General features: G+C 54.1%; 15 protein-coding genes and 1 tRNA gene. 2 read left to right on the forward strand and 14 right to left on the reverse strand.

The window, feature by feature from the left end:
* The first annotated feature begins 257 nt into the window (after positions 1-257).
* Positions 258-333, forward strand: a tRNA-Ile gene (locus DPA2511_RS17285).
* 132 nt (positions 334-465) lie between these two features.
* Here the strand turns inward: DPA2511_RS17285 and apbE are convergent.
* The 10 genes from apbE to rlmG form a co-directional block, all read right to left on the reverse strand.
* A complete protein-coding gene (gene apbE, locus DPA2511_RS17290) occupies positions 466-1,527 on the reverse strand; it encodes an FAD:protein FMN transferase ApbE (RefSeq protein WP_015855032.1) in 1,062 nt (353 codons plus the stop codon).
* Between the two features lie 173 nt (positions 1,528-1,700).
* On the reverse strand, positions 1,701-2,702 hold the full coding sequence (locus DPA2511_RS17295; protein ID WP_015855033.1) for an ABC transporter ATP-binding protein: 1,002 nt from the start codon (positions 2,700-2,702) through the stop codon (positions 1,701-1,703).
* Positions 2,692-3,738: an ABC transporter ATP-binding protein gene (locus DPA2511_RS17300; RefSeq protein ID WP_015855034.1), complete on the reverse strand. Its 1,047-nt coding sequence runs from the start codon at positions 3,736-3,738 to the stop codon at positions 2,692-2,694. Before DPA2511_RS17300 ends, DPA2511_RS17295 begins: the two co-directional genes overlap by 11 nt.
* Before the next feature lie 3 nt (positions 3,739-3,741).
* Positions 3,742-4,605: an ABC transporter permease gene (locus tag DPA2511_RS17305; RefSeq protein WP_035050349.1), complete on the reverse strand. Its 864-nt coding sequence runs from the start codon at positions 4,603-4,605 to the stop codon at positions 3,742-3,744.
* Positions 4,606-4,637: 32 nt separating this feature from the next.
* Positions 4,638-5,591, reverse strand: coding sequence for an ABC transporter permease (locus DPA2511_RS17310; RefSeq protein ID WP_015855036.1), 954 nt, complete (start codon positions 5,589-5,591; stop codon positions 4,638-4,640).
* A gap of 46 nt (positions 5,592-5,637) precedes the next feature.
* A complete protein-coding gene (locus DPA2511_RS17315) occupies positions 5,638-7,296 on the reverse strand; it encodes an ABC transporter substrate-binding protein (RefSeq protein ID WP_015855037.1) in 1,659 nt (552 codons plus the stop codon).
* Positions 7,297-7,936: 640 nt separating this feature from the next.
* A complete protein-coding gene (gene spy / locus DPA2511_RS17320) occupies positions 7,937-8,410 on the reverse strand; it encodes an ATP-independent periplasmic protein-refolding chaperone Spy (protein ID WP_015855038.1) in 474 nt (157 codons plus the stop codon).
* 229 nt (positions 8,411-8,639) lie between these two features.
* Entirely contained in the window at positions 8,640-9,584 is a 945-nt protein-coding gene (locus DPA2511_RS17325; protein WP_015855039.1) for a pectate lyase family protein, read from the reverse strand.
* Positions 9,585-9,977: 393 nt separating this feature from the next.
* Positions 9,978-10,274 carry an MbeD/MobD family mobilization/exclusion protein gene (locus DPA2511_RS17330; protein WP_015855040.1) on the reverse strand — a complete coding sequence of 99 codons (297 nt, stop codon included), beginning with the start codon at positions 10,272-10,274 and terminating at the stop codon, positions 9,978-9,980.
* 118 nt (positions 10,275-10,392) lie between these two features.
* Positions 10,393-11,535: a 23S rRNA (guanine(1835)-N(2))-methyltransferase RlmG gene (gene rlmG, locus DPA2511_RS17335; RefSeq protein ID WP_015855041.1), complete on the reverse strand. Its 1,143-nt coding sequence runs from the start codon at positions 11,533-11,535 to the stop codon at positions 10,393-10,395.
* A 378-nt stretch (positions 11,536-11,913) separates the two neighbouring features.
* Between rlmG and DPA2511_RS17340 the strand changes: the two genes are divergently transcribed.
* The gene (locus tag DPA2511_RS17340) at positions 11,914-12,873 is read left to right on the forward strand and encodes a TerC family protein (RefSeq protein WP_015855042.1); all 960 of its coding nucleotides are present in this window, start codon (positions 11,914-11,916) and stop codon (positions 12,871-12,873) included.
* 61 nt (positions 12,874-12,934) lie between these two features.
* On the opposite strand, the gene DPA2511_RS17345 is transcribed toward DPA2511_RS17340, so the two are convergent.
* The 4 genes from DPA2511_RS17345 to uxaC form a co-directional block, all read right to left on the reverse strand.
* A complete protein-coding gene (locus DPA2511_RS17345) occupies positions 12,935-13,480 on the reverse strand; it encodes a YgjV family protein (RefSeq protein ID WP_015855043.1) in 546 nt (181 codons plus the stop codon).
* Between the two features lie 87 nt (positions 13,481-13,567).
* Positions 13,568-15,058 (reverse strand): UxaA family hydrolase, encoded by a 1,491-nt coding sequence (locus DPA2511_RS17350; protein WP_015855044.1) that lies wholly within the window; start codon positions 15,056-15,058, stop codon positions 13,568-13,570.
* Positions 15,059-15,076: 18 nt separating this feature from the next.
* Positions 15,077-16,528 (reverse strand): tagaturonate reductase, encoded by a 1,452-nt coding sequence (locus tag DPA2511_RS17355; protein ID WP_015855045.1) that lies wholly within the window; start codon positions 16,526-16,528, stop codon positions 15,077-15,079.
* A 164-nt stretch (positions 16,529-16,692) separates the two neighbouring features.
* The gene (gene uxaC, locus DPA2511_RS17360; protein WP_015855046.1) at positions 16,693-18,102 is read right to left on the reverse strand and encodes a glucuronate isomerase; all 1,410 of its coding nucleotides are present in this window, start codon (positions 18,100-18,102) and stop codon (positions 16,693-16,695) included.
* Positions 18,103-18,116: the final 14 nt, after the last annotated feature.

Here is an 18,116-nt window from a genome sequence, read left to right on the forward strand (position 1 = left end):
TCATCCGAGCCGCTCCGAAGTGCTGCGCAGCTTCCTGGACGACTAATACCGACATTCTTTTGTCTACGATAAAAAACCCCGGCCCGCCGGGGTTTTTTATGCTCATAGCATCGCTATTCGGGCAGCAGCCTCTATCTGCGGCTTGATAACCGGGATTCATGAATCAGAACAACGATCTGTACTGCATAGAAAACGAGCATATGACCACGCGGCTATAGACCTGACTTTGCCGATTACCCTATAATCGGCAGCCATTCGGCCCCTTAGCTCAGTGGTTAGAGCAGGCGACTCATAATCGCTTGGTCGTTGGTTCAAACCCAACAGGGGCCACCAGATTTTAGTTTTAAAATCATATAATTAAGCCACCTCTCAGCAGGTGGCTTTTTTGTATTTGGCGTAGCGCGTCGCACTGGGTTTGGCGGGAAACCAAAGGCGCCCTGCCATCAACACGGTTTATTACCATTATTACTGCTCAGGTAATAGAAATGCCTTGAACTGCGGGGTCATGACCGCCTCGTAGCCCTTATCAGTCTTGGTGATCAGATATACCGCCATGCTTTGCTGTTCAGCCAGTTTCAATGCCTTTTCCGTCCCCAGCACCATCAATCCGGTATCCCACCCGTCCGCTTCCAACGCGGTTTTGGCTATCACCGTAGCGGAAACCAATTGATGGGTAATTGGCCTGCCGGTTGCGGGATCAATAACGTGGGAGTAACGCTTGCCATTTTGTTCAAAATAGTTGCGATAGCTGCCCGCAGTGCTGATCGAATAGCCCTGCAGGTTCACCGACGCCTGAATAGCATTCTCTTTGTCAGTCGGTTTTTGGATCGCCACCCGCCAGGGCAACCCCTGTGCATTTACGCCACGGCTGGAGATCGCCCCGCCCACCGACACCAAATAATTGGTGATCCCTTTTTGAGTCATCAATTGCGCCAACAGATCCGCGCCATATCCTTCACCCAGCGTGGAGAGATCGACATAGAGATCCGGCAAATCCTTCTGTATCCACTCGCCTTTCTCATTGCTTATCAATGTCAGATGGTTTAACCCAACCTTCTGACGAGCAGCATCGATCTGCTGCTGGCTAGGAATGGTCGCTGGTTGCTTTTGCGGGCCGAAACCCCACAAGTTGACCAGCGGCCCTACCGTAATATTCATGGCGTCCCCTGTCGCCCGGCCGATACGTTGCGCGGTCAGAATGATATCCGCCATGCCGCCGCTAATCGGTTGCGGATCGCTGCCTTGATAACGGTTAAAACGCGATAACGTGGAATCCTTGCGATAGGTCGAAATCTCATTATTGGCCTGTTCCAGCAAGGCATCGATCTCTTGTTGCAGTTGCGGCTGTCCCTCCGGTAATTCACCGCTGATTTTCACACTGTAGAAAGTACCCATGGTTTTTCCCTCCAGGGTGGTCAACTTACGTGTATTGACTGACGGTTTATCGCCGCCGTCGCTGCCGTTACACGCAGTCAGCAGACCAAGCGCACCGAAAAAAATCATGCATTTAAAGGCAGGAAACGCCATGAAGAACACTCCTTGGATAAAATCAACGTGCTATTGATAGAGCAAGATTGGGCGCTTGAAAAGCAAAGAAACGACAAAACCTGTTTAAACGCAATGTCAGATCAGGCGGTAACGCCCGGCGCGATCGTAACGCCGGGCAAAAGGGAGGGTAATGTCATCACCCCGATTTCCCATCAAGAGTTGGCAAACGCGGGGATCGGCAGTTCACGCCAGCGGTGGCAGCTCACCACATGGCGCGCCGCCACACTTTCCTGTTCCGGAACCGCCTGCGAGCAGGCCGGGCCGGCATGAGGGCAACGCTCGGCAAATGCGCATCCCGGCGGCAAACGGGAAAGATCCGGCGGCGATCCGGGGATACACTTCAGTACATCGCCTTTTTTCAGCCCCCCGCGGGGGCGGCTACCCAGCAGTACCTGCGTGTAAGGATGACGCGGCTGCGTCATGATCTCTTTCAGAGATGCCTCCTCGACAATGCGCCCGGCATACATCACCGCCACACGATCGGCAATCTCCACGGCGGCGCCGATATCATGGGTGACAAAGATAATAGCCAGCCCCAACGCCCTCTGTTGTTCGCGCAGCAGAATCAGAATCTGGATCTGCACCGTGGCATCCAACGCGGTGGTGGGCTCATCCGCCAACAACAGCTCAGGCTGGCACGACAGCGCCAGCGCGATCATCGCCCGTTGGCGCATTCCTCCCGACATTTCATGAGGATAAGCGTCAAGCCGCTGCTCAGGGCTGGGAATACGCACCTGTCGCAACGCTTCCAGCGCTCGCTGGCGCGCCGCCTGATAGGAAAGCCCTTCATGGCGGCGTAACCCTTCGATTATCTGCTGGCCGACGCTGTAGACCGGGTCGAAGGCCAGCAGCGGCTCCTGAAAAATCATGGCCGTTTTCGCACCGCGGAAACGCCGCAATGCGGCGGGAGACATCGTCAGAACATCCTCGCCATCCACATGGATAGCCCCGCTCATAGCCGTACTCTGCGGCGGATGCAACCGCATCAACGCCCGCAGCGTTACGCTTTTGCCGGAGCCGGATTCCCCAATCAACGCCATCACTTCTCCACGCCCAACGTCCAACGAAACGCCGTTGACCGCCTCAATCACCTGTCCACCGCGTCGAAAACGGACGTGCAGATTATCAATGCTGACAAAACGCTCATGCGACATCGACCACCTCCCGAACGTCAATGAAATTGCCGTGATACGGTGAATCGGGCTGAGCCATCAGGCAGGCGCTGTGATGATCGTCGCCGACGCTCAACAGCCGCGGCTTTTGCTGGGCGCACACCGCTTTCGCCTGCGGGCAGCGGGTATGGAAACGACAACCGGACGGCGGTGCGATCGGGCTAGGCGGATCGCCGGACAGCGGCGATTCCAGCGTTCGGCTATCCGGATCCATCGACGGCATCGAGCTCAACAGCGCACGGGTATACGGGTGTTTGGCATCGGTAAACAACGCTTCCGCCGAACCGACCTCCACCACCTCCCCCAGGTACATCACCAGAATGCGATCCGAAAGATAACGCACCACATGCAGATCGTGGCTGATAAACACATAGGTCAGATCCAGCGTTCGCTTTAAATCCAGCAGCAGCTGCAACACTTGCGCCTCCACCGACTTGTCCAGCGCCGACACCGCCTCATCAAGAATCACCAACCGCGGCTTCATCGCCAGCGCCCGAGCAATATTCACGCGCTGCCGCTGGCCGCCGGAAAGCTCATGCGGATAACGGTGGGCAAAACGCGACGGTTCCAGGCCAACATGCGCCAACAAATAGCGGGCGTATTCGCTGGCTTGTCGACGGGGAATACCGTGCACACGCTGCCCGAACGCGATGCTTTCTTCCATGGTCAGACGCGGATTAAGGGACGCATAGCTGTCCTGAAAAACCATCTGCACCTGACGACGATAGGACTTCATCGGCAAACGGGCGGATCCAACCGACTGTCCATCAAAAATCAACTCACCGCTATCTTGTGTCGACAACTGCATCAGCAACCGTGCGGTGGTGGATTTGCCGCACCCCGACTCCCCCACCACCCCCAATGTTTCCCCTTTTCTGACCTCGAAACTGACGTGATCCACCGCCTGAACCACGCTGTGCCCGGCGCCTTTGCGCACCTGGAAATGCTTGACCAGATTATCCACTGTCAGCAGTGGCTGAGCCGGCCCGCCGAGATCCTCATTGATAAATGGCTGCATCCGTTACTCCTTGATAGCCATGGCGGCGCGCAAGCGATCCGCAAGAATGTTGAAGGAAATCGAGGTAACGAAAATCATCATGCCCGGCAGGGCGGCCACCCAGGGTTGGGTGTAGATGGCGGTACGCAGCGTATTCAGCATCAACCCCCACTCCGGTTCCGGCGGGCGAACGCCCAGTCCCAGAAACGACAGGCCGGACGCCAAAATCATGCATACCGAAATCAGCCCGGTGGAAAACACAAAAACGGGCCCCAGCACATTGCCCAGCACCTGGACGCGAATGATGGTAAACGCGCTGGCGCCGGTGGCGCGGGCCGCGTCGATATAATCCATGTGCCGCACTTGCGTCGTCACACTCTCGGCGATTCGCGTCACCTGCGGCACGAACACCAGCGTCAACGACAATAGCGCGTTGCCAATCCCTGCGCCCATCGCGCCGGACAGCGCGATCGCCAGTAGCACCGACGGAAAAGCGTAGAAAATATCTATGGTACGCATGATTAGCGTATTCACACGTCCGCCGGCATAACCGGCGATGATGCCGATGGCTCCACCGATAAAAAAGGCGAACACGACCGGGACGATCCCCATAAACAGCGACAACCGTGTGCCGAGGATCAGCCGCGACAGCATATCGCGCCCCAACTCGTCGGAGCCGAGGACAAAGCCGGGCGCGCCGATCGGCTTGAGACGCATAAACATGGACGTCTGATAGGGATCTTTGACGATCAACCAAGGGCCGAACACCGCCAGCGCCAGCAGCAAAAGAATCACGCCGCCGACAGCCATACCGGTCGGGTCGCGCAGCAGACGGATCAGTACGCCGGACCAGTAACCGCCGGTCGGCGCCGGCGCGGCGCTGACCATCGCCGTTTTTGACGTTGCCGTATCCACCCTAGTCAGCTCCTTTTAATCCGTGGATCGAGCGCGGTTTGCAGGATATCCACCAGCAGATTGAGCAGCACAAAAAACAGCGCCAGCACCCAGATAGTGCCCTGCAACAACGGCAAGTCGCGCTGGAAAATGGCGGTATTGAGCAGCAGACCGGTTCCCGGCCAAGAGAAGACGGTCTCCACCAGAATCGAGCCGCCCATCAAATACCCGACTTGCAGCCCCATCACCGCCAGCGCGGTCGGCGCGGCGTTTTTCATCACATGCAGAAAAACGCCAAACTCGCTCAGCCCGCGGGCACGTAGACCGATAATGAATTCCTGACTCAGGATATCCGCCACCTGGGAACGGACGGTACGGGCAATAATGCCGGTGGGGATCACCGACAGCGTAATGGCCGGCAACACCATAAACTGCAGATGCGCCCAGTCCCACGCCCATCCCGGCTCGCCGATCGGGCCGCCGCCGGTGGCGGGCAACACCGCCAGTTTTACGCAGAACACGATCACCAGCAGCATCCCCAACCAGTAATGCGGCACACTGACGCCGAAGACCGACAGCACCGATGCAATGCGATCGATCGCACTGTTGCGAAAGTAACCGGCCACAAAACCAAACAGGCTGCCGAGTAGAAACCCGATGCTGGTCGCCAGCAACGCCAGACGCAGTGAATAGGACACGGCGGTCATCACTTCGGAGATCACCGGCCGGCCGGTCGCCACCGACAATCCCAAGTCACCTTGCAGCGCCCGCCACAGCCAGAGCAGAAACTGCACCGGCAGCGGTTTGTCAAAACCGTACGCCTGCATCAATGAATGGCGCAACGACTCGGATGCATCCGGCGGCATCACCGATACCAAGGGATCGCCAGGGGCTATCTGCACCAGCAGAAAACAGATCACCGCCACGCCCAGCATGGTCGGGATCGCCAGCAGTACACGGTAAAACAGGGTAGAAAGCATATCCCCTCCTTGGGCAGCGCCTGCAACGGCGCCGCCATCAGTGCCGTTACTCTTTCTTGCTGACCAGCGCCAGATCGATAAACCAGCTTTGCGGCTGTACCACGCCGGTTACTGCCGGGGAGATAGCGCGCGGGCCGACGTCATGCGCCACGAACAGGAATGGCGCCTGATCGACAATTGCGGCATGCAGCTCGGCAGCCGCCGCATCCATCTCTGCCGGCGTAAAGGCCTGCTTCACCCGAGCGATAAGCCTTTCGGTTTCAGGCGTTGAGAAAAACCCCCAGTTGGTAGCGACCGGCGGAAAGGCCTTCTCGGTGGCGAAGCGGATCATGCCGAAATAGGGATCGGCGACTGCCGCGCTGACGTTGATAGCGTCAATACCCTTAGACGCAGGATCCTTCGCGCCCAGCCGCCAATTGGTGAACAGGGTGTTCCATTCAGTGACTTTGATTTCTACATCAAAGAAACAGCTTTTCAGGTTCTGCTGGATGTATTCGTTCATCGGTAGCGGCTGCATCTGGCCGGAACCAGAGGCAGAAGTCGCCACCGTCACATGCAGCGGTTTGCCGGCGCTGAACCCGGCTTCGCTCATCAGTTTGCGGGCGGCGTCCGGGTCGTATTTGATCTCGAACGCCGGTTTGCCGTGCCACGGGCTATCGCTTTCATAAACGCCGGTGGCTTCTTTCATATAGCCGCCGAGGTAACTTTTCAGTTCGCCGCGGTTCAGGCACAGGTTCGCCGCTTTGCGTACCCGGATATCTTTCCACGGCGATCCCGCCAAAAAGGAGAACTGCCACGGCCACAGATGCGGCTGAGCGTTGGCGTAAATCTGGAATCCCTGCGCCTTGATTTGCTCTACCGCATCCGGTGCGGGCGCTTCAATCCAGTCCACCTGTTTTGAAAGCAACGCGGCGGTACGGGCGTTGGCTTCCGGTAACGGGATCAGCACCACTTGATCGACGCGGGGAACGCGATCTTTGTTCCAATAATCGGGGTTCTTTTTCAGGATCAACTGCTGACGCGGCACCAGTTTCTCCAGCTCAAACGGCCCACTGCCTACCGCATGTGCGGCAAAATCCGTCCACGCCTGTTTGCTGCGCGCTGCGGTATCCCCTGCGGAGGCCGGCACCGCATCGAAATAGTTCTGCCAAGCGGTAGGGGATACGATGAACAGGTTGGTTACGTTATACGGCAACAACGCATCCGGTTCGGAAGTCACCAGCACGACGGTATTGTCATCGATTTTTTCCGCGCTTCGGAGCGTCGGCATCCGCGCCAACGTGTTGCCTATCTGCCCCGGCGCATACTGCGGGGCATTTTTGTCCAATACCTTGGCGACGTTCCAGACAATCGCGTCGGCATTCACGTCGGTACCGTCATGAAATTTCACGCCTTTACGCAGGGTGAAAATCCAGCGGCTCTTATTGGCCGGATCCACGTGCCATTCGGTCGCCAGCCCGGGCACCAACCCACTGGGTTTTTCCCCTTGCGACAGATCCCATTCCACCAACGCATCATACAGGGGGATACCGGTGAAACGGTTCCCCTCAAACCCCTGATCGGGCTGGCCGAGCGTCAGCGGAATATCCGCCGCCGTCATCGCGATGCGCAGTGTGGAAGCCTGAACCAGAGTATTGCCAAGGGCCAGTGCGCCAAAAGCGCCAGCCAACATGAAGTTACGGGAAGAACGTGAATATTTCGGCATTGCAGTTTCCCTGTTGAAAATGGCTGCGGGTTGATACCCGTCGTTAGCGCCGTCGATCACAGCGAGACGCTGTTCATATCCAATAAGGCGTACAGCAAAATGCGTACCAGCAGCCCGTCGAGCAGGGGACGTCCAGCAAGGGAAATAACGAAGAAAAATCGTATAATATTGATTTATATAAAATATATAATTCCATGCGTTGGTGACATCAATCGGATGATGGCCTCGCCGCCGACAGGATAAAGCAAGATCCCCCTGCACTATGCCGGTGAAATTTATGCACTCTTGAATAATTTCCCTGCGATGCGTACACGGCATAGCGCCGACGCACGCTAACGTGCTGAATAACAGGGCGCATTGGTATAACACGAGAGAAATACAGCCGCCGACACCTTATCGGAACAGAAAGGATTATCGGAAAAGAAAGGAAATGATGAATAGGGTATATCCCCGACAGACTTCAGGTTGCAGGTGTGTTGGCTTTCCTCGCTCACCCCAGTCACCGGCTTGAGTACGCTCCTGGGGATTCGCTGCGTTGCCGCCTTCCTGCAACGCGAATGGTGTAGAGTATCTATAACCGTTATTGGTTGCGAAAACGCCCCGCCATCTTCAAAAGCATTGCGGGGCGCGGGTGGAGAAATTACTGAGGCGCTTTTGGCGGCATCGGTTCATTCATGTGTTTTTCGAAATTATCGTTAAACACTTTTTTCTGTTCCGCCGTCAGCACATTATACATTTTGTTCTGGATTTCCAGACGCTGCAGCAAACGGGCTTTTTTGTTTTCCGTCATCTTATCCACCAGACCTTGGGCTTTGGCCGAATCAAAGCTGTCGGAGGCAATCAGGCTATGAAACGCTCGGCGTTCTTCAACGGAGGGGCGTTCCCCTTTACGTGCATTCTGCACGATATCGCGCATTTTCTGTTTCTGTTCTTCCGTCAGATTCAACCCACGGAACATCATATCCTGTTCCATGCCTTTTCCAGCGTGTTCACCGCGATGGTGCTGCATCATCGGCGCTGACGAATCCATAGCGGTATTTCCCTGCGCATAGACAACGCCTGTGGCACCCAGGGCTAAAGCAGAGGCAAACATAACCGCAGTTAATTTAGACATAATTTCTTTCCTCACGTTATGGCTTTATTGGCTGACAGGTTATATCAACCGTTGCAATGCAGTATACGTGGGCAAATTTCAGGTAGTGCGAGTAAGGGTAAAATTATGAAAGGGTATTATTCATAATTAACGGAATTGTGGAGAAAGAGGAAATATTCTGTAAGGGTAAACATTGAGACTATAAAAAACGGGCTGTCGCCAGCCCGTTAGCCCTTAATCAACGATCTAATTACCCCCCAAAAGTCAGGCTGGAACTTTGGGCGCCGGCATATTTCTGCGTAAATGTTTTTGCCGCTGAAGCCGTTTTCAACGTGTAGCTGTAATTAGATGAAGGCGTCCACTTACTGGCTGATGATGACTGATTGGTGATCGACGGCGTACTGCCGGTATCGGTAAATGTCCCGGTACCTTTATCATCCAACATACCGTTGGTGCTGCTGGTTGTGCCGAAATAGTTATATTCGGACACAATCTTGGCATTCTGCGCCAGCGTGAACCCCAGATGGTATTGATCGATATAATTATTATAAGCGTGGTAATAACCATACCGCATCAACCCCGGCGCGCGAACATAAACATTACTGAAATAGCAATGGCAAATGGTCAGATGCGGATAACCATCGTAAGTTGACGCATAGCTGCTGCCATCCTGCGGATATCCGAAAATCAGCCCATATTCATGGTTTTTAAACAGGCAGTTACTGATAGTAACGTAATCTGCTTTTTCACCGACATAAATCAGTTTGTCCAACCCACCGTCGGTCAGCGTATAGGAGTGACCAGGGAAAGTCAGATGATCAAGCCAGTATTTACTCCCATGCGTCAGGTAAATTTGAATATCGTCGTTACCGTTGATAGAGCTTGTGTGCTTAATTGTCAGGTTCTGGAAAATAATATTATTAGAACTCGACGTAGTGCGAAAATGAATATTAGTCAGGGTATTATTAGAATAGGATCCAATAATGGTTTTATTCGCTCCCATAGATACTTTGGTCAGAGAGCTGGCGCTGATGTTGGCATTAATAACCAGAATCTTCGCATCTGTCCCGGCAATATGCGTTTTCAAATCACTCAGGCTGGTAATAGTGACGACTGTTCCACCCGTTCCCCCTGTAGTGCTACCTGCTTTTGCAAAACCCACCATTCCAGAAGTACCATAATTAGGGTATGCCATAATATTTCTCCTGCAATAATTAAATAATAAAAAAGAGAATTTCTCTTTTTTAGACATATCTGATTATTCAGACAGGAACACCCTACAACAGTTAATTAACCCTCTCATTTTCATTCTATTTATTCACCCACCACACAACGAAGGGGAAATATATTTATTTAAAAATCAAATAAATAAAAAATAACAAAAATAGGCGAAAAATAAAAAAACGAGAAATTATTATCCGAAAATATATTTTATATTTTGAATAATTCACATTGCAGGAAAATGCCGCCGCCGCAAATCGCCAGGAGACGGCTCAAATATGTAAATGGGATGAGAAAAAGAAATCAACACATCTGCAACTCGCAACATGCCAGACATCAACATATCTATTGTCTGCCCTGAAAATATTCAGGGCAGCGAGCGTTTAAATGCTGCCGCTTCTTTCGCCAGCGCATCCAGATGGGCTCGAATCAGATTCACTTTTTGCAGCAGCGGATTACGTTCAGGAGAATCATCCATTAAATTCACCCGCGTCACCAACTCATTGATGCGAGCACACAAATCCGCTTCACGCTGCTGTGCTTGCGCCAGTTGCAAATGCAGACGCTGATAGTCCTGCCGCCAGTTTTGTTGCTGCCGCCTAACGCTCTCCTCCAACGACAGCAGTGCGTTTTCCAGACGAGTTTCCCACTCTTCAATACACATCGTGATTCCTTCGCTTACTTAACCTGCGAATTATAATAACAGTGCGGCATCGCAACAAACCTTGTTCCTACCATCGACGCAACCATTCAGCCGCATCCTGCGCCACGGAGCAGAGTGTTTAACGTCGCCGACATTCGCTCTTCACGGCGCGTAACACCACAAATTTGGCGTTGCTGGCAACATTCTCGCAATTACCGAACAGATGTTTGAGCTTGTGGAAATAATTCAGATGGCGGTTGCCCACAATCCTTAACTCGCCGCCGACCTTCAGGCAACGGCGGGCATCAAGGAACATCTGCCAGGCGATATCGTCCGTGATGGTTTGCTGCTGATGAAACGGCGGATTGCACAACACCGCCTGCAGGCTATCATGAGCGACGCCTGACAATGAATGATTCACCACAAACCGGCACCGCGGCGCATCGTCAGGACAGTTCGTCATCACATTCCGCTGGCTGGATGCCACCGCCATATAGGACTCATCGAAAAAACTCATTGTCGCCAATGGATTAGACTTCAACGCCGCCAGGCCGACGACACCATTGCCACACCCCAAATCCGCGATGTTTCCATCCAATCCGGTGGGCAAATGTTGCATAAAGAATCGGGCGCCGATATCCAGCCCGCTGCGCGAAAAAACATTGGCGTAATTGTGGATTTGATAACCGAGTTCATCCAGCGGCCAGACCGACACCATGTCATCTTCAGCGACCGTCTGCGCTTCCGGCTGACAAAAAATCAGACGCGCTTTTTTCCAGGCCAGAGAGGTACGTGTCTCCCCCAAGATCCGTTCAAACAGATCCAGTGTCGAGGTATGAATATCACGGGCTTTTGCCGCAGCCAGTACGCGCGTTCGCGGTGTAACCACCCGCCGCAATTGACGAAGCTGGTGCTCTAGCAACGCCAGCGTCTTCGGCACTTTGATCACCACCAACGCGGGGGATTCCGGCAGAGGCGCTAAACTGTCAAGCAACGTGACGCCCTCCAGCCCATAGCCATTGAGGGCCAAATTGTGTCGGGTTGCGAGCTGGCTGAGCAGAGAATCGCTGATGCAGTAAGGATTATGCGCATACAGCCCGCACGCCAGCGCGCCGAACGCATCGTTGAAAACCAGCAGAGGCCCCGGCGCAATCTCCAGGGCCGCCAGTTCGCGCAGCAAATATTCATCCGCCGCATCCCACGCTTGCAACGACGACTGCGCATCAACCTGCGGGTAACGAATCAGACTCAGGCTGCGATTCTCCAGCTCAAATTGGCTCATAGCCACTCCTGTCATACACAATCCGGCGCTGTTTATCCCCTAAATTCGCCTTCCAGTAAATGATTTTTCCTGATGAAAGCGCCTTTTTTCCCGACAAATATCCACGACTGCGCATCAGGCCGCCATACCGATGGCAGGCGGTTTGATCCTCCCGGAGATTTCACCTATCTTTAACCACGCAAAGGGGAGTAACTTCTCGCCGGTCAATCGTCATTACGGTGCATTACGCACCCGGTTGCCGGGCAACCTTAATGAGTATTCCACATTAAGTTGTAAGTGAGACCTTGCCGGAAGGCGAGGTACATTTGCAATTTAAGCGCAAACGGCCGGTGCCTTCTGACACGGGCCGTTTTTGTTTTCTGACTGAGGAATAGGGTTATGGTCACGACGATAGGTACCCCTCTGTTGTGGGGAAGTTTCTCCTTGATTGTGTCGATCATGCTGGCGATCGATCTGTTCTACCAGCGGCGCAAAGGCGCCACCGTGATGACATTCAGGCAGGCAGCCGCATGGTCATTGACCTGGGTGGCGCTCGCCGTGCTGTTCAATGCCGCATTCTGGTGGTACCTCAGCACGACAGTTGGGCGGGAAGTAGCAGATGTCCAGGCGTTGGCTTTCTTCACCGGTTATCTGATCGAAAAAGCGCTGGCCGTGGATAACGTCTTTGTCTGGTTGATGCTGTTCGGCTATTTCGCCATCCCGGCGCAATACCAGCGCAAAGTCCTGATTTATGGCGTTCTGGGTGCGATTGTACTGCGTACCATCATGATCTTCGCCGGCAGTTGGCTGGTAACGCAGTTCCAGTGGTTGTTGTACCTATTCGGCGCGTTTCTGCTGTTTACCGGCCTGAAAATGGCGTTGGCGAAAGAAGACGGCGCAGCGATTGGCGATAAGCCGGTTGTCCGCTGGCTACGTGGCCACCTGCGTATTACCGATACTCTGCACGGTGAAAAATGGTTCGTCGTCAGAGACGGGCTGCTCTATGCCACACCGCTGCTACTGGTGCTGATTCTGGTAGAGATCAGCGATGTCATTTTCGCGGTAGACAGCATTCCGGCCATCTTCGCCGTCACCACCGATCCGTTCATCGTACTGACGTCGAATTTGTTCGCCATTCTGGGCTTACGCGCCATGTATTTCCTGCTGGCCGGCGTCGCGGAAAAATTCTCGCTGCTAAAATACGGGCTGGCCGTGATCCTGGTGTTTATCGGCGTCAAGATGGTGATCATCGATCTGGTGCATATTCCGGTTGCCGTTTCGCTCGGCGTCGTCGCCGCGATACTGACCGTCACTATACTCATCAATATCTGGGTCAACCGCCGTCAACGCCAGCGTTGAGCCATCACCACAACGCAGGGGCATGCCCTGCGTTGTGGCTCGGCGTTAACACATCTGCGGCTCAGGCTCTTTTCGCCAGCGCCGCCTTTTCTACCTTGAAAGGGTCAATCCCGCGCAGCTGCATGCGGCGGAACCGAATGATATTAAAGCCGTTCATGATGAGAAAGCTGCCTTCAATCAGCGAACCGCCGATCGAACCCAACCAGATATTGTGGATCACCCACATGGCCGTCGCGCACCACATCACACAACGGGTTTTTAATCCGTGAGTTCGGAATAACGCCCAGGTACTGATAATCGTTCCGATGATGGGCAGCATTTCCACGGGATGCCTGACCCCAGGAATACCCAGCGCCAACGTCAAGGCGATAAACACAAACATGACGGCGATATTGCTGGTTTTAAGGGTCACTAACGTACGCAGGGCGTTGAGCACGGCGCTCATGCCTGCGGCGTTCGCCCCCATCAGGAAAAAGTGCCCACCAATAACTGCACTATAGATAGAGAGCTGTAGCTTGAATTTTTTCTCATTTCGGTTAAAAAACATGGTGATACCGACAAAAAACGCCAGTACACCCACAGCCTGGGCAAACTCGTAAAGTGTCATGATTACAGCCTCGGAACTGAGTGCATAAAAATAAAACGGCGTTTCTAATATGAAACGCCGTTTTATTTTATGTAAAAACCACAATGTTTACAATGTTACGCCGCTCTTAAATATCGCCAGTTCGCGGAAATCATTGAGCTCATTTTTAGCCTGCTTGCCATCAGCGATCTCGACAATCAGATCGACAAACTGTGACAACAGTTCATCCATCGGCATGTCATGGATCAGACGACCAGCGTCGAAATCAATCCAGTGCGGTTTTTTCTTTGCCAGTTCGCTGTTGGTCGCCAGTTTCACCGTCGGCACAAAACCACCGTAAGGCGTACCGCGTCCGGTACTGAACAACACCATATGGCACCCGGCCCCCGCCAGCGCGCTGGTCGCCACCGCATCGTTGCCCGGCGCGCTCAGCAGATTCAGCCCCGGCATGCTCAGACGTTCGCCGTATTTCAGTACATCGACTACCTGGCTCTGCCCGGCTTTCTGCGTACAACCCAGCGACTTTTCTTCCAAGGTCGTGATGCCGCCCGCCTTGTTGCCCGGCGAAGGGTTTTCGTAGATCGGCTGGTTATGCTCAATGAAATACTGTTTGAAGTCATTGACCATATGCACGGTTTTCTCAAACGTGGCCTCATCACGACAACGGCCCATTAAAATGCGTTCCGCGCCAAACATCTCCGGCACTTCGGTCAACACAGTGGTACCGCCGTTGGCGATAACAAAGTCGGAGAAGCGTCCCAACAGCGGATTGGCCGTAATGCCAGACAGCCCGTCAGAGCCGCCGCATTCCAAACCGAACTTCAATTCGCTGAGTTTGCCTGGTACGCGCTTATCCTCCCGCATCACCTGATACAGCTGATGCAGCCGCTCCAGCCCGGCCTCTACCTCATCTTCCTGCTGTTGACAGATCATAAAGCTGACTCGTTCGGCATCAAATTCGCCGAGCGTATCGCGAAACGCGGACACCTGGTTGTTTTCACACCCCAATCCAATGACCAGCACCGCGCCCGCATTCGGATGACGCACCATGTTCTGGAGCATCGTCCGGGTGTTCTCATGATCCTGCCCCAGTTGGGAACAGCCGAATGGATGAGTAAACAGGAAGACGCCATCAATGCCCTCGGCGTCATGGGTTTCTTTCAGAAAACGTTGCTGAATCTGACGGGCAATACCGTTCACACAGCCCACCGTCGGCAAAATCCACAGTTCATTGCGAATACCGACATCGCCGTTTTTGCGGCGATAGATGTGGACTTCACGGTCGTGCATCTGCGACGACTGTGCAATCAGCTCCGGCTGGTACTGGTACTCATCCAGATCGCTCAGATTGGTTTTCGCATTCTGGGAATGGATGTGCTCACCGGGAGCGATAGGCGCAATCGCATGACCGATCGGCAAACCGTACTTAACGATCATCGCGCCCGGCGCAATCGCCGTCAGCGCAAACTTATGACCACGCGACACCGGCTGCGCCAGCGTCAACGTCAGATCGCCAATCGAGACCGTTTCATCCTGTGCCAAATCGCGTAACGCGACGGCGACATTGTCCAACGAGTGAATTTTGATGATGCTTTGCATGGATAAAACCTTTCGCGATTAGCAATAACCTTCAACAGCAGCACGCATTCCGCGCTCAACAATAGCCTGCAATTGTTCAGTAACCTGGGCGGCCAGACCGGGAACGTTGGTCAGATCCTGTTCCCAATGTTCCGCATCACTCAGTACCGCATTCACCACCTCGGCCAGTGTCGTGGTATTGGCTTTGACGCCATTCCACAGCGCCTGATAACGCTCCAGCCAGTGCGCGTCGTCCTGCAACGGGTAGCTTTCACCGTCGCGATCGCCGCGATAAAAGGCGATTAACGCCGCCAGTGCGAAAGTCAAACGTCGCGGCAGCACGCCTTGACGCTCACGGTAGGTCAGCAACTGCGGCAGGATACGGGTACGGAATTTGGTCATGCCGTTCAGGGCGATCGACAACAACTGGTGCTGAATGAACGGGTTACGGAATCGGCTCAGTACCGCCTGAGCAAACGACGCCAGCTCGTCATGCGGTAGATCCAGCGCCGGCACAATCTCTTCGGCGATGGTGGTTTCGACAAACCGGCTGATTTGGGCATCATTCATCGACTCACCCACGGTGTTCAGGCCGGCCAGGAACGCCACCGGCACCAACGCAGTGTGCGCACCGTTCAAAATGGCGACCTTACGTTCTTTATACGGTTTGATATTGTCCACGATACGGACATTCAGGTTCAGCTTGTTCAGGCGCAGCTCTTCCGCCAGCCATTGCGGCCCCTGAATCACAAACAGATAGAAGTATTCGGCGGTATCCAGGAACGTATCCTGATAGCCCAGTTCCTGTTGCAGCGTGTCCACTTCCGCTCTCGGGTAGCCAGTGACGATACGATCCACCAGCGTCGAGCAAAATGTGTTGTGCTCATTCAGCCAGGCAGTGAACGCCGCCGGCAGCGCCCACTGCGCGGCATAACGCAGCACCAGCTCTTTCAGTTTTTCGCCGTTGTAATCGATCAACTCGCACGGCAGCAGCACCCAGCCTTTATCAACGGCGCCATTAAAATGATTAAAACGCTCGAACAGCAGGCGGGTCAGCTTGGCCGGGAAACTCACCGGCGGCGTATCGGTCAGGCGATCATCGGCATGGTAGCTGATGCCCGCTTCCGTGGTGTTGGAAAACACAAAACGAATATTGGCGTCATGCGCCAGCGCCAGATAGTCATCAAACTGACGGTAAATATTAATTTCACGATTGACGGAGCGGATAAGACGCGGTTCGCGCACCGCTTCGCCCTGTTCATTCAGACCGCGAATAATGGTGGTATAGAGACCATCCTGGGTATCCAACGCGGGAGGAAAATCGGTATCGATCGGACGAACCACCACAATGCCGGCATCCAGATCGGTATGTTCATTCAACAGATCCAGTTGCCAGTCCACAAAGGCGCGTAGGAAATTGCCCTCACCAAATTGAATAACACGGTCAGGGTGACGACGGCCGGGAAAATCACGACGATTCAGCGTTTGCATTAACAAGCTACCTCGAAACACGACACTATTCGGGACAAACGCCAGTCAGTACAAACGTCAGGTCAGCACGACAGCGCCAGGGCGGCAGATTCAGCACCCTGCGCCAGCCCGAAATCACAACATAAATAAGCGGGCCCGCAACGGTGCCCGCTTTCCCTTTTTGCTTATAACTCAATGCCGAAATAGTTTTTGGCATTGTCGAAACAGATGTTTTTCACCATTTCGCCCAGCAGCGGCAAATCTGCCGGCGCTTCGCCATCGGCCACCCAACGGCCGATCATCTGGCACAGAATGCGACGGAAATATTCATGACGGGTATAGGACAGGAAGCTGCGGCTGTCGGTCAGCATACCGACGAAACGGCTCAGCAGGCCCAACTGCGCCAACTGCGTCATCTGACGCTGCATGCCGTCTTTCTGGTCGTTGAACCACCAGCCGGAACCGAACTGCATCTTGCCTGGCATGCCTTCGCCCTGGAAGTTGCCGATCATGGTGCCCAGCACTTCGTTATCACGCGGGTTCAGGCAGTACAGGATGGTTTTCGGCAGCAGGTTTTCTTCATTCTGCTTGCTGAGTAGACGGGAAAGCTCCTGCGCCAGCGGGCGATCGTTGATGGAATCGAAGCCCACATCCGGCCCCAACAGTTTGAACTGACGCTGGTTGTTGTTACGCAACGCGCCGATGTGATACTGCTGCACCCAGCCGCGACGCGCGTACTCGGCACCCAGCCATACCAGCACAGCGGTCTTGAACTGTGCAACTTCGTGATCGCTCAATTCTGCGCCCGACAGGCGGCGCGCCAGAATGCCGTCCAGCGTCGCTTCATCGGCTTCGGCAAACAGGACGACGTCCAGCGCGTGATCCGACACTTTGCAACCATGCGCTTCAAAATGATCCAGACGTTTAGCCAGTGCGGCCTGCAAATCGCTGAAACGGCGAATATCGGTATCAGAAACCTCACCGAGTTTCGCCATGTAGTCATTAAACGTGGCCTGTTCAATATTGAAGGCTTTGTCCGGGCGCCAGCTCGGCAGAACCTTGATGGAAAACGTCTGATCCGCAGCGATAGCGCTGTGGTGTTGCAGATCGTCGACCGGATCATCCGTAGTACCGACCATTTTTACGTTCATCTGCTGCATGATGCCGCGAGCGGTAAACTCGTCACGCGCCAGCAACGCATTGCCGCGATCCCAAATCTCTTTGGCGGTGGACGGCGACAGCAACGTCCCGGTGATGCCAAACGGACGGCGCAATTCAAGGTGGGTCCAGTGATAAAGCGGATTACCGATGGTATGAGGAACCGTCGCGGCCCAGGCTTCGAATTTCTCCCAGTCACTGGCATCTCCGGTGCATAAACGCTCAGGGACGCCATTGGTGCGCATGGCACGCCACTTATAATGATCACCTTTCAGCCAGATATCATACAGGTTCGCGAAACGATAATTTTCAGCGATCTGCGCAGGCGGCAAATGGCAGTGGTAATCGAAAATCGGCTGGTCTGCTGCAAACTCATGATAAAGACGACGAGCAAATTCCGTATCCAACAAGAAATCTTCACTTAAAAACTGGGGCATGTTTGCATCCTCAC

The sequence above is a fragment of the Musicola paradisiaca NCPPB 2511 genome, from assembly GCF_000400505.1.
Classification (GTDB): Bacteria; Pseudomonadota; Gammaproteobacteria; order Enterobacterales; family Enterobacteriaceae; genus Musicola; species Musicola paradisiaca.